We start from the raw sequence: 14,032 nt of genomic DNA, 5'->3' as shown, positions 1-14,032 counted from the left end.
AACTTTACGGGATCGTCCAGGTGCCGGCCTTGCTCCAACCGGAGTCGCGGCCCAGCGGATCGAGGCTCCTCTGGTAGAGGTTCTTGGCTCCGGACATCGGCGCCTTCAGCGTGACCGGAACACTCACCTTGACTGTGCCGGATTGATTGGTAACGGTGGATGCGGACGTATCGACCGAGCACGCGCTGCTGGTCAGCGCATTCGACGCCGTGCCCGGATTTACCGGTCCCAGGAAGAAGCCGACATCGCCGGAGTACATCCACAACCCGTTGCCCGCCCTGTCATAGTGGACGAAGCAGAAGGGTTGCCCGCCGCCATCGGTGGCCGCGGCCACCAGGAACTGCGACCACCCGGCCGTGGTTCCTTCAAAGCCGATGGGATCCGTGAATGAGGCTGCGAAGGTCTGCTGAGAGCCGGTGCCGGAAGCGGGCAGGACTGACATTGCGCCCAGGGCGGAGGACGCTGTCGTCCAGGTGCCCTTCTGCACCCAGTTGGTGTCGAGATTGCCCTGCGTATAGGCGCGCAGGTAGACGTTCTTCGCGGCGGCCGCCTTAAAGACAATGTCGGCCTTCACGGTGAGGGTCGTGCCGTTGCCGGTGACCGTGGAGGTCTTGGTATTCAAGGCGCACAGCGAGTTCTGCAACTGGGCACTGGTGGTGCCGCGTTTGACCGGTCCGACGAAGAAGCCGCCGTCACCGTAGACCCAGAACGAGTCGCCCTGGACGTCGAAGTGAACGAAGCAATAGGGCTGGCCGCCGCCGTTGGAAGCCGTGGCGATGAGCAACTGTACCCACGACAGATCCTGGTAGCCCAGGCCGGCGGAGTAGGTGGCCGTGAACGAGGCCGAAGTTCCGGAGCCCGACGCGGGCGAGACGCTCACTGCCGTAGGCTGCGGATTGACGGCTGCGAAGTTCGCCGTCACTGAGCGGGGGACGACCATTGCGATGGACTGCGGGTTTACCGTGCCGATCAGGTCGCCCGAGAATCCGGAGAACGTGTTGAGGCCTGCCGGCGTAGCGGTGATCTGGAGGACCTGCGAGGTGTCATACCACCCATCGGCTGAGGCCGGAGAGGCGCTGATGCTACCGCCGGCGGTGGCAGCGAGTGTGAGCTTGTTCTGCGTCTTGAAATTGGCCGAGTAGGTGGTGGACGCGCTCGGGGTAGTGACGTTGTGGGACTGGGCTCCGCTGTCGCTCCAACTCAGGTAGGAGTACCGCGTGTTGCCGAAGGTCTGGGGTGAACCGACGCTCAAGGTGTGGGAGGACCCGGCCGCCCAGCCGAGGGATTTCGGGGTGGTGTAGGAGGTGCCGTCGGCCACGATGGTCATCCCGCTGGGGTTGCTGGTGAGGTTGACCAGGGTAAGTATGGCCGTGGAATCCGTGGCGGAAGCTTGCGGCGAGTTGCCGCCGCTGACTGTGGCCTGATTCACCTGCGGGGAGGTGGCGTTGATGGCGACGTTCGCGGTGACGATGAGGGGCGGGTAGCTGGAGCCGCCCGCGAGGGCGTCGGACCGGTAGCAGGTGGTCATGTTCTGGCAACTCCAGCCATTGCCGCTGATGGAGATGGTTGTCAGGCCGGCGGGCAGGGAATTCGTGACATAGACGGTGCCGGTGGTGGCTGGCGACCCGGAGGCATTGCTGACGGTGAGGGTGTAAGTAGCGCCTTGCTGGCCCTGGGTGAAGCTGCCGGTATGGGTGCTGGTGATGGCCAGTTTCGGCCCGGTGGTTTGAGAGACGAAGTTGGCCGTTACCGTGGTGGGGGCGTTGAGGTACAGATAGCCCTGTGTTCCGCTCTGTATTGTGGCGCCGGTGAAGTCCTTAAAGGTGTAGCCCTGGTCGGGTGAGGCGAAGACGAGCGTGTAGTTGGCGTCGTACCAGCCACTGGGCGGGCTGATGGTGCCACCCTGGGTGGCCTTGGTCGTCAGGTAGTACTGAGTCTTGAAGGAGGCAGTTAGCTGCATTGAGTTGGCCGATGCAGCGACGAAGCTATGAGAGATGGCTCCGCCATCGGACCAGCTTGAGAACACGGATCGTATGCCGGCTCCGCCATCGATTGGCGAGGAGGCGGAAATCGAGTGGACGCTGCCATAGGGCCAGGTGAAGGTTTGGGGCTGCTGATAGACGGTGCCATCGACCGTGAAGCTGCCGGAACCAGCGCTGACACTGAGTTGCGCTTGCGGGGGTGTCGAAGTGAGGGCGATGGCGCGATCGCCGGTGCCGACCAGGGCCGTCACGTTGGGGACGTCCTTCGGCTGGGTGGTGGTGTAGGAGAAGGAACAGTTCCACTGTGAGAGGGTGCCATCCTGCTTTAGCGCCAGGGGGCAATTGCCGCCGAGGGCGACGGAGGAGAGATTCACCCAGTCGGCGGGGACGGTGGAGTTGTTCGAATTAGCCCACAAGGTGAGTGAGCCATCCTGCGTGATGGCGCCGTATCCAGAGTTGGCGTATACCGAGACCACATTCGAAAGGGAGGGTGGGGGCAGGGAGGAAGACTCGGTGCTGAGCGAAACCGGGATGCCATCGGCGGTCAAGGCCAGGGCATTGTATTGTGCGGACACCGCAACAGCGTTGCGAACCTGGGCGATGGCCGTTAGATCCAGATAGTAAGACGGTTGTCCCCACGTCACGAGGGTGCCATCAGCCTTGAGGCCGATGGCATAATCATTGCCGTCGGCGATGCCGACGAGATTGCTGAGGCCGGCTGGTAGACCTGTGACCACTTGGCTGGTGCCCCAGGCAACCACAGTGCCATCGGCCTTGAGAGCCACGGTGGAGTAGTTTGCGGCGGCAATGGCGACGACGTTTGTCAGCCCGGCGGGCACGTTGCATTCGCCATTCGAGTTTGAGCCCCAAGCTACGACCGTGCCGTCCTTCTTGAGGGCAACGTTAAAGTTGTTGCCTGTGGCGACAGCGACCGCATCATTCAGCCCTTCGGGGAAGGGCTTATCGGTGTTGTAGTAGTAGGTGTAATAGTTGGACCAGTAAATGGGGTAAGCGATGGAATTGACCGCCGCGGTATCGCTGGCGGTGGTTACTCCCGAGGTGCCGCCGCCGGAGATGACGGCCTGGAAGGTGAGGCTGCTCGGCGCGAGGTTGTCGATCTTTGCGAGGACGGTGATAGCGGGATAAGACTGTCCACCGCTGAGCACGTCGCCGCGGCTGCAGGAGCTGGCCGTGCAGGTCCAGCCGGGTCCGGACATGGAGGTGATCTGGAGTCCGGAGGGCACGGTGGGGGTCATTTGTACCTGGCCCGAGGTGGAGCCGCCCGTGGGATCGTTGGCGATTCTAACGAGGTAGACGGCATTGGTCTGACCGCGCAGAAAGGCGCTGGTATGCCGCAGGTCGAGTTTGAGCTTTGCTTTACCCTGAGGAGCGACGAAGGTGGCCGAGACGTTTAGGGGTTTGCTCAGGACAATGGTGCGCGGATTCGACAAGCCGGAGATGTCGCCGCCGAAGCCCGCGAAGGCATAGCCCTGATTGGCGGTTGCTCTGATGGTGACGGTGCTGTTGGCATCGAAGTAGGCAGTGGCGGGGCTGATGGTGCCGCCGGCCGAGGCTGAGGTGGTGAGCGCGTACTGTGTTTTGAACGTCAGCGTGTAGGATGCGTTCTGGGTCGCCGTCAACGTGCGGGTGGTGAGGGAAGAGCCGTCTGACCAACTGGAGAGCACGAACTGAGATCCGGGCGTCAGGCCGGGTTGAGCGGAGGGGACGGTGACGGTGTGCGTACTGCCGTAGGTCCATTGGAGGCTTTGGTTGGTGGTGTAGGGCGCACCATCGACGGTGAAGGTGGCACCTGAAGGATTTGTAGCGAACGACACATTGACGACGGCTGGTGTGGCGGCGATGGCCAGGCTATGGGTGCCGCCGGCGCCGACGGCGGTGATTTGGGTGAGGCCGGGTGGTACAGAGGTTTGACCATTGGTGTTCACGCCCCACGACAGCAGGGTCTGATCCCACTGGAGGGCGACCGCATGGGCGCCCCCGGCTGCCAGGACTCTGACGTTGGTGAGGCCGGCGGGCATGCCGCTGACGATGGAGGGTGGAACGCTGCCCCAGGGGATGACGGCACCGTCATCCAGCAGGGCCATGCTGTACTGAGTGCCGGCGGCGACAGATTCCACTCTGGCCAGGCCCGAGGGCACAGTGCTTTCCCCGGCGGCATTGCTACCCCACGCGATGACCGTACCGTCGCGCAGGACGGCCAGGGAATGATCGCCCCCGGCCGCGATGGCCACGGCATACTTCACCGTGGCGGGGACGGTGGACTGGCCGCTGGAGTTGGCGCCCCAGGCGACGACGGTTCCGCTGCCGGTGAGCGCGAGGCTGTGATTGGCTCCGGCTGCGATGGCGATCACATCCGCAAGGTTGGCAGGGACGGTGGACTGGCCGCTGGCGTTATCGCCCCAAGCTACTACTTTGCCGAGTTCCATCAGCGCCAGGGAGTGATTCCCCCCGGCCGCGATGGCGACCAGGTTGACGAGGCCGGCGGGCACAGTCGTCTGCAGTCTCGAGTTATCGCCCCAGGCCACTGCCGTTCCGTCGCCGCGCAAGGCTACGCTGTGGCTGATGCCGCCGGCTATGTCGACCAGGTTCGTGAGGCCGGCTGGGGCGGTCGCCTGTCCAGAGGCATTGTTGCCCCAACCGATGGCGGCATTGCCGGCCCCGTAGACTTTGGACGGGGCTCGGGCCGCGCTGTTGTAGGGGTATGTGTTGAGAGCGAGGCTTGGCGTCACTGTCCCGGTGGCAGTGGAGTCTGCCGCGGCGATGATCAGGATTGCCGGGTAGGCTTTGCCTGGAGCGAGCGAGTCAGTCCGGGAGCAGGTGGCGTTGGCGCACGCCCATCCCGTGCCGGACATCCTGACGACGGTGAGCCCGGAGAACTGGACCTGGGGTCCAGAAATGGTATTTGGGCCGTCATTGAAGAGGCGGCCGATGTAGACGGCATTCTGCTGCCCCTGAACCAGTTGGCGCATGGGTTTCAGGGAAATCCGCAGGCCGGCGTCCTTTAGCGCAAGGAAATTGGCCGTGATGCTGACAGGCGCGCTCATCTCCACCCGGGTTGGGTTGTTCTGCTCTGTTCCGGCTGAACTGAGATAGAAGCCAGAGAAGACATACCCGGCCGACGGCGTAGCCCGAACCAGGATCGTGGTGCCGGGGTCGTAGAATGTGGAAGCGGGCGCGGGGCTGATGGTTCCGCCCGTGCCGGCTGAGGTCGACAGCTGGAACTTGACCGTGTAGTTAGCGGTGTACGAGGTGTCGGCCGGGACCGTAACGGTGTGGGAAGCCGCGCCGCCGTCGCTCCAATTGGCAAAGAGGAACTGGATACCCCCACCGCTAGGTGTTTGCGTGACCGCGGTGGCAATGGTGTGCGTACTGTCGGGCGCTACCAGTGCTGAGTAAGGCATCGTGAGGGCTGCGCCGTCCAAAGTGACGAGTGGACCCGAATAGTAGTAGTAGCTGGTGAGATCGAGGCCTTTTGCGGCAGTCTGGATTTTGAGCAGGACGGGCGCCTTGTCGAGGATGGCGAGTCCGTAATAAAAGGAGGCGCTGATTGTCCTGGTATGTGCGAGGTTCGCGGCAAACTCCGTGAGTCCGTAGCCGGTATTGCCCCACGCCTTCACGGTGCCGTCGTTCCTCACGGCCATGACGAGCTGCTTGCCCGTAATGTCTACGATATTGTTGACCCCGGAAGGGATGGTGGTGAGCTGATTCGGGTTGTTGCTCCAAACTGTGACGGTGCCATCAGCCTTGATGCCGGCCGCGGTGACCGAACTGAGGGCCGCGATTCGGGTGAGGGGTTCCAGTCCGGCCGGAGTTTGCGGCGCGTAGATGCCCCAGGGGATGACCGCCCCGTTCGACTGCAGGGCGAGCACCATTCCGCTGTTGGCGGAAACCTGGATTACATTGGAGAGATTTGAGGGAATCGACAACTCTCCGTTGTTGTCGGTCCCGACGCCGCTCACCGTGCCATCGGCGCGCAGAGCCAGGCAGAAAGCGTCGGCAGTTGCGAGGGCGACAATATTCGACCATCCTGTCGCCGGCGGTGCGGTGGAACCGTAGCCCCAGGCGACGACAGTGCCGTCGCTCAAGAGCGCAAAGCTGTAGTAGTAGCCACTCGAAACCGCCACCACGTTCGTCAAACCCTGAGCCACGGGGGAACTCAGGAGGCCGCTGTTGGCCCATTCCACGACGGTGCCGTTCTTCCTCAAGGCCAGCGCCCGGTCAGAACCGGCGGAGACGGCCACCACGTCGGAGAGGTCCTTGGGCGTCCCGGAGGAGGGTGAGTAGTAGTACCCAAAGCTCAGCAGGCGGCCTTCGGCGGCAATGGTCGTGACGTCATTGGCGATGTTGTTCGTAATAATCGGATCCCCGCCGCCGGAGACAGTCACCATGTTGCTGACCGACGGGGGCGCGTTGGCCGCCACGCTGGCCAGCACCGTGATCGTGGGCAGCATCTGGCCCGGCTGTACGGAGTCGTTCCGGTTGCAGGTGTTCGAGAGACACGACCACCCGGGTCCGGACATCGACGTGATGGTGATGCCGGAGGGCATCATGTCGACGACGGAGATGGTGCCGGTGGTGGCGGTCCCGCCTTCGTTGGTGACGCGGATGAGGTAGACCGCGTTAGTCTGGCCCTGCAGAAACGCGCTGGTATGGGTCAGGTTGACGGAGAGATCCGGGCCGGGCGAGCCGGCGGCCAGGACGTCGTGCGTGGCGGCGGCCGCGCGGGGGTCCTGAGTTTGACCCGAAGCTAGGAAATGTCCGATCGAAAAAAGGCAAAGTGCCAGGCTGGAAAATTGACCGAAATTGAAGCGCAAGGCTACCTCTGGAATAAACCTACATGCGTAATCGGACTAAGTCAACCGATACGCCGAATCTGTACAACTTTGACACGTAAGCGTGCGCATATCGGGCGCGGACAGTATTTGCAAAAACGGCGCGGAAGAGGCTATTGCCGGGCCCGGCGGGCGTGGAAACGCCGTGAGAAACGTAAGGTTGCTTACAGATAAATAGCGGTATTGCCGTTCAATCTCATGGGGCTCGCGGGCCGGGAGCGTACTACATTATTAGAATTTGTTTGTAGCGGGTACGAAGGGCCATTTGGACCGGGTGCGCGGATTTGTGGTTTTACGGGATGGTCCATGTACCGGTTTTGATCCAGCCGGAATCGCGTCCCAAGGGATCGAGGCTGCGCTGGTAGAGGTTCTTTGGTCCCGCCATGGGGGCCTTGAGGGTGAGGGAGATGATTACCTGCAAGGCGCCCGACTGTTGGGCGGTGGCTGTGGAGGAGGTTTTCACGGCGCAGGCGCTGCTGTCGAGGAGTGTGGAGGCTGCGCCCGGGCTGACCGGTCCCAGGAAGAACCCGACATCGCTGGAGTACATCCACAACCCGTTGCCCGCCCGGTCGTAGTGGACGAAGCAGAAGGGTTGCCCGCCTCCATCGGTAGCGGCGGCCACCCGGAACTGTGACCACCCGGCGGTGGTCCCTTCAAACCCAGCCGGATCTGTGAACGAGGCCGCGAAGCTCGGCTGGGCGGCGGAGCCGGAAGCGGGCAGGACACTCTTCGAACCCAGGGGGATGGCCGCGGAAGTCCACGTGCCTTTCAGGACCCAGCCTGTGTCGAGATCGCCCTGGGTGTACGCGCGCAGGTAGATGTTTCTGGCGGCGGCTGATTTGAACACGACATCGGCCTTCAGGGTGAGCGCGACGCCATTGCCGGTGACAGTGGATGTCTTCGTATTGAGCGCGCAGAGCGAGTTCTGCAACTGGGCGCTGGTGGCGGCGCGGGCGACGGGTCCGACGAAGAAACCGCCGTCGCCGTAGACCCAGAACGCATCACCCTGGACATCGAAGTGGATGAAGCAGTAGGGCTGGCCTCCGCCGTCGGGTGCGGCGGCCAGCAGCAACTGGACCCAGGAGAGGTTCTGGTACCCGAGCGGGGCCAGATAGGTTGCCGTGAGCGAGGCGGAGGCTCCGGAACCCGTGGTGGGCGACAGATCGACGGATGGGGGCTGCGGACTGACGGCGGTGAACCGGGCGGTGACGGTAGCGGGCTTTGACATGGTGAGCGACTGGGGATTCGCCGAACCGGTCAGATCGAGGCTGAAACCGCTGAAGACAAATCCAGGATCCGGGACCGCAATGACCGCCATGGGGCTGCTTGCGTCAAGGTAGCCGGTGGAGGGGATGATGCTGCCGCCGGCTGTGGCGGAAGTCGTCAGCAGGTACCTTGTCTTGAAATAGAGGCCGAAGTCCTGCGGTGCGCCCACCACGAGGGTCCGGGAGGTGCCGGCAAAGCCGTCAGACCATGACTGGAGGACATACTGCGTACCGGGCGCCGCCGACTGGGGTGATGAGGCGGCCACGGAATGGCTGCTGCCCGCCGGCCACTGGAACTTCTGTGGAGAGGAGTAGCTGACGCCGTCGACCACATAAACAGCGCCTTGTGGCTGGGTTGCGAATGTGATGTCAACGAGGGGCGGCGCCGAGGCGATGGCGAGGCTGTGCGCGCTGCCGGCGGCGATAGCGTCGACGAGGGTGAGTCCGGCGGGCAGGACGGTCTGGCCGTGGGCGTTGTCGCCCCACGCGCGCAGCGTCTCATCCCATTGCTGGGCGAGGACGTGCGACGCGCCGGCGGCGAGAACGCGGACCGCGGCGAGATCGGCTGGAATCCCGGTCTGGATCGACGCGGGGCTGGTGCCCCAGGCGGCCAGCGTCCCATCGTCTTTCAGCGCCAGGCTGAACTCGGCGCCGGCCGAGACGGATTTCACACTATTCAAGCCGGCTGGTACGGTGCTTTCTCCGGCGGCGTTGCTGCCCCAGGCGACCACGGTTCCGTTTCTGAGTACGGCCAGCGAGTGGTCTCCCCCGGCTGCAATGGAGACTGCGTCAATGACGCTGGAAGGGACAGACGCTTGCCCGCTGCCGTTGGCGCCCCAGGCGATGACTGTGCCCTGGCTGGTCAGGGCGAGGCTGTGATTGGCGCCGGCGGCGATGGCGATGACATTGGAGAGGCCGGCCGGCACGGAGGTCTGTCCGCTCGTGTTGTCACCCCAGGTGATCACCCCACCCCCGCCGTTCAGCGCCAGGTTATGGTTCCCTCCGGCGGCGATGGCAATGATGCTGGAGACACCGGGCGGCACGCTGGTCTGCAATTTCGAGTTGTCGCCCCAGGCGGCGACCGTGCCGTCCCCCTTCAGCGCCAGGCTGTGTTTGAAGCCAGCCGAGACGTCGACGAGGTTGGACACCCCGGACGGCGGTCCGGCTTGTCCGGATGAATTGTCCCCCCATCCCACCACCGCATTACCTGCTCCGGAGATGCTCGAGGACGCTGAGGCGGTGATAGCCCGCAAATTAGCCTCGTCGAATCCGTTTACCGTCGCCGTAAATTTCCCGGTTGCCGTCTTGTCGATGGCGGCGACCACGAGGATGGCCGGAAAGCTCTGCCCCGCCGGCAACGAATCGGTGCGGCTGCATGCCTTGCCGGAACAGGTCCAGCCCGTGCCGATGGTCCCTACCACCGTAATGCCCTGGAAATACAGATTGAAGCCACTCAAGTCAGCCACGCCTACGTTCGATACCCGGGCGACATAGACTGCGTTCTGCTGGCCTTGCACCGGTTTGTGCACCTGCTCCAGGCTGAGGCGGGCTACCGGGCCGGCGGGCTTTTCGAAGTTCGCCGTCATGCTGATCGGCGCCGTCATGGTCATCCGCGTGGGGTTGTTGGTCTCGATAGTGTTCGGCCAACTGAAATAGGAGAAAACATAGCCCGCCTGGGGTGTTGCTTTAATCAGGACCGAGCTGCCGGCTTCATGGAATGACGTGGCCGGGCTGATCGCCCCGCCGGCTGAAGCCGAGGTGTCGAGCCTGAACTGCGTGCCGAGATTGACTGTGAATGTTGTGTCGGCCGCTGCGGACACAGTGCGCGCAATCGCACCGCCATCGCTCCAGTTCTTGAAGTAGAACCGCGTAGTGATGCTGCTGGCGGGGTCAGGGGGGAGGAATGCAATGTCGTGCGAACTCCCTGGCGCGACCTGGAAGGTGCGCGAGGTGCCAAACTGGATGCCGTCAAAAATGAGCTGCGGCTGTCCGTAAAGGGGGCTGGCGAGATCCACGCCGGCAGCCCGTGCCTGTACCGTGACATTGACGGGTGGAGCTGAGAGGATCGCCATGGCATAGGAGCCGTTGCCTACGAGGGCCCGAGCCTGGGAAACCCTGGCTGCGAATTCGACCTGGTTCTCACCGGACACACCCCACGCCTGGATGGTCCCGTCCGCCTTGAGGGCCATCGCGTAAGCTTCTCCGGCCAGCGACACCACGTTATTCAAGCCGGAAGGGACGGTGGCGCCGGGTTCGCCGCTTCCGTTGTCCCAGGCGACCACGGTTCCGTCCTGCCGGATGCCAGCGGCCGTATAGCCCCCAAGGGCCTCCACCCGAGCCAGCGGCCCCAGTCCAGCGGGCGTCGGCGGTGCAGAGGCGCCCCAACTCACCACCTTGCCATCCCAGGTCAATCCTACAAACGACCTCTGGCGGGCGGAGATCTGTACGACATTCGCGGTGCCGGCCGGTGGGTACCAATCGGACGCCCAGAAGAGAGGGCCGATGGTACTGAAGGTTCCGTCCGCATTCAGGGCATGACAAATCTGGTCGGCTGCCGCGAGGGCCACGACGTTCGACACAGTGTTGCTCACCGGAGTTCCGGTGTATAGATCCCAGGCATAAACCGTCCCATCGCTTCTCAGCGCGTAGCCGGTGAGGTTGCCTGCCGCCACGGCGACCACTCCGGAGAGAGCCCGGACCGCCGCCGGGGTGTCGACGCTGGCGTAATTCCAAACCACCACCGTGCCATTCTTGCGAAGTGCAATGGCGTGGTTTGGCCCTGGGAATACTGCGACAGCATCGTTCAGGCCTGCCGGGATATGATTCCCCGGGCTAACCTCATAGCCCCAACCCAGCACCCAGCCGTTGGCGGCGATCGTTGCCACATCGTTGGCAATGTTGTTTGCGATGTTCGTGTCACCACCGCCGAAAACCGTGACTATATTGCTGACAGAGGGTGGTGCGTTGTTTGCCACGCTGGCGAAAACACTGATGGTGGGCAGCATCTGACCGGCGGGAAAGCTATCGCTTCGGGTGCAGGTGTTTGCCGCGCAAGTCCAGCCTGGCCCCGACATCGACAGAATGGTGATGCCGGAAGGCATGGAATCGACCACGGTGATGGTGCCGGCCGTGGGCGCGGTGCCCGCGTTTTCCACATGAATGAGGTAAACAGCATTGATCTGACCCTGCAGAAAGCTGGTGGTGTGCACCATGTTTATCGAAAGGTCAGGATTCGCGCCATTGCCGGCGGCAATGCCGGGCTGGCTCGCCGCAAATGAATGTGCACAGGAAAAAAAGACGAATGCCAGGGCAGGGAAAAGACGGGAATTCGACCGCAAGACCACCTCTCCAGTAAAACTAACTGCGCCCGGTCATGAAGTCAACCGCAAAGCCAAATGAAAGGCCATTTCGAAGGACTGCCCCTAATTCAGGATGATCCTACCCCCGGAGAGAGGAATGCCAGCAGTCCTTCGCAACTTCGGTCGACTATCGGACGTCTAATGGTCACCATGCACTCGCCCCCCCCGTTCCTCCCTCTCCTTGGCCGGCTGGGGCTGTTGACTGGTGTCATGTTCCTGCTGGCCTCCGCCCAACCCCAGAAATTCGATGTGCAATCCCGCCTCGTCCAGGTCCCTGTCCTGGTCACTGACGCCAAGGGAAATACCCTGGACGGCCTGGATACCGCGGATTTTCAGCTTCTGGATAACGGCCAGCCGCAGAAGCTCATCGTCGATTCCCTGGGCAGCGGCCTGGCGCCCATTTCCCTCGTCATCGCGGTCCAGACTTCGGGCATTTCCGCGCCGGTCCTGGAGAAGGTTCGAAAAATAGGAGCCATGATTCAGCCGCTCATCATCGGCGAGCGGGGCTGCGCCGCCGTGGTCACTTTCTCGGAAAAAGTGGACTGGCTGCAGGAGTGCACTAATAGTAATGATGCCATCGATGCTGCGCTCAGCCGCTTAAAGCCGGCCGAACCCAGGGCTGGCCGTATGCTGGACGCGGTTTCGGAAGCGGTCGGCCGCCTGAATACCCGGCCGAACTCCCGCCATGTCCTGCTGCTGATCTCCGAATCGAAGGACAGGGGCAGCGAGACTAGCCTGGAAGCTGTTGCCCGCATGTGCGAATCTTCCGCCGTGAGCGTCTACGCGTTCACTTACTCGGCATTCGTCACGGGATTCACCACCAAGTCCAATCCCATTACGCGCTTGCCCATCGGTATGCGGCGCTCCACCCTGGGCCGTCACGAACCTGCCAGCCCGCCGACCCTTGACCGCCAGCCGCGCTCAACTCCGCCGGAGCAGCGCGTTGACGTCCTGGCCGCCGGCGAGGAATTGGCCCGGCTGGATAAGTCCAACACCGCCCAGGTGTTGACGACGCTCACCGGAGGAACCATCATGCCCTTCACCCGCCAGGCCGCCCTGGAAGAGGTGGTGCAGAAGCTCGGCTCCGAGCTGCAAACCCAATACGTGCTTAGCTTTACCCCCGAAGACCGGACGCCGGGCTACCACCGTATCGAATTGAAGCTCAAACGCGAGGGCGATTTCCTCCTTCGGGCCAGGCCCGGCTACTGGGCAGGCGCTGCTCAGTAGCAAGCCAGCTACAGCGTGCCAACCTGTTCCAACTCGCGCTGGATCTGCTGCGCCTGGCGGTAGCGGCGCCAGTCCATACGGCCAGCAGGACAACTGGCGGCAACACATTGCGCAGCCGCTCAGATAGACCACGCTCCTGCTCATCGATAACAGAATTCTTTGGACGGTGATAGGCTTCTGGATGCCGGGTGCGTCCGGCAGCCGGGAAGTGCGATGGATCAGCGGTTCTATCTGGATCTGGCGGAGGCGGGCCTGCGAATGCCCGTCGGGGCGGATTTGCTCCTGCAGGAGCAGGAGGATCCGGAGGCGGTCCTCCTCGACGCCGGACGGCTTGGGCCGGTGGTGGCCGCGGCCGCCAGGCGGTACAACACGCCGCTCGCCTTTCCTCTCATGGATTTGCGGCTGGAGAAGGCCGATCTGCTGGCCTTCTGCGGCATACCCGAGGACTTAGTCGACTCGTTCCACTTTGCCGAGCCGCCCTCCAGTGAGCTCATCCCGGCCCTACGCCTCGCCGATGCCCGGCCGTTCTCTACCAGGATTCAGGCGAATCAGGGCGCTGTCCGCTTCATCGCGGATTGCCCCGGTCTACTGCCGGTCGGCATGCTGATCGGGCCCTTTTCCCTGATGACGAAGCTCGTCGCCGATCCCATCGCGCCCGTCGCCATGGCGGGCAACGGCGTGACCGCCGAGGAAGACGACGGGGTCCGGCTGGTGGAGCGTTGCCTGCAACTGGCCCTGCTAACCGTCCTGCGTTCCGCACGTGCGCAGATTGCGGCAGGGGCGAAGGCCATGATCGTCTGCGAGCCCGCGGCGAATACCGTCTACCTCTCTCCGCGCCAACTGCGTGGAGGCTCCGGCCTGCTCGAGCGCTTCGTCTTGGAGCCCAACCGCCAATTGCGGGCCCTGCTCGCCGCGCATGGTGTGGACCTGATCTTCCACAATTGCGGAACGCTCACCAGCGACATGGTGCGGCAGTTTGCCGCCGAACTGAAACCCTCCATCCTAAGCTTGGGTAGCAGCCGCAAGCTGTGGGAGGATGCGGCCGTCGTTCGGCAAGAGATCGTCCTCTTTGGGAACCTGCCCACCAAAATGTTCTACTCGGACTCGGTGATGCCTGTGGAAGAAGTGACGCGCCTCACCCTGGAGCTGAAAGCAAAGATGGCTGAGTGCGGCCACCCGCACATCCTGGGCTCGGAATGCGATGTGCTTCATGTGCCTGAGGCGGCGGCCACTATCCGCGCGAAAGTTGACGCCATGCTCCGGGCTGGAACATAAGGGTCGCGGCTCCCTCCTCCGTTGGCCAAAAGAGGCAGTTGGGCCGGTTCCTGAAACACGATAAGATGCTA

Annotated in this window: 4 protein-coding genes; 2 read left to right on the top strand and 2 right to left on the bottom strand. The window is 63.3% G+C overall.

Annotated features, from left to right (window positions below; genetic code table 11):
* Positions 1-4 precede the first annotated feature (4 nt).
* The gene (locus tag IRI77_RS08000; RefSeq protein ID WP_194451548.1) at positions 5-6,817 is read right to left on the bottom strand and encodes an InlB B-repeat-containing protein; all 6,813 of its coding nucleotides are present in this window, start codon (positions 6,815-6,817) and stop codon (positions 5-7) included.
* A gap of 310 nt (positions 6,818-7,127) precedes the next feature.
* Entirely contained in the window at positions 7,128-11,444 is a 4,317-nt protein-coding gene (locus tag IRI77_RS07995; RefSeq protein ID WP_267239373.1) for an InlB B-repeat-containing protein, read from the bottom strand.
* A gap of 165 nt (positions 11,445-11,609) precedes the next feature.
* Between IRI77_RS07995 and IRI77_RS07990 the strand changes: the two genes are divergently transcribed.
* Positions 11,610-12,686, top strand: coding sequence for a VWA domain-containing protein (locus IRI77_RS07990; protein WP_194451546.1), 1,077 nt, complete (start codon positions 11,610-11,612; stop codon positions 12,684-12,686).
* Positions 12,687-12,899: 213 nt separating this feature from the next.
* Positions 12,900-13,961 carry a uroporphyrinogen decarboxylase family protein gene (locus tag IRI77_RS07985; RefSeq protein WP_194451545.1) on the top strand — a complete coding sequence of 354 codons (1,062 nt, stop codon included), beginning with the start codon at positions 12,900-12,902 and terminating at the stop codon, positions 13,959-13,961.
* Positions 13,962-14,032 lie beyond the last annotated feature (71 nt).

Source organism: Paludibaculum fermentans, assembly GCF_015277775.1.
GTDB lineage: Bacteria > Acidobacteriota > Terriglobia > Bryobacterales > Bryobacteraceae > Paludibaculum > Paludibaculum fermentans.
Note: the sequence above shows the minus strand (reverse complement) of the source record. Positions and strands in the feature narration are given on the sequence as shown.

Excerpts from the sequence above, each read along its gene's own strand:
- IRI77_RS07990 (WP_194451546.1), top strand. The coding sequence starts at position 11,610 with ATGCACTCGCCCCCCCCGTTCCTCCCTCTCCTTGGCCGGCTGGGGCTG.
- IRI77_RS07985 (WP_194451545.1), top strand. The coding sequence starts at position 12,900 with ATGGATCAGCGGTTCTATCTGGATCTGGCGGAGGCGGGCCTGCGAATG.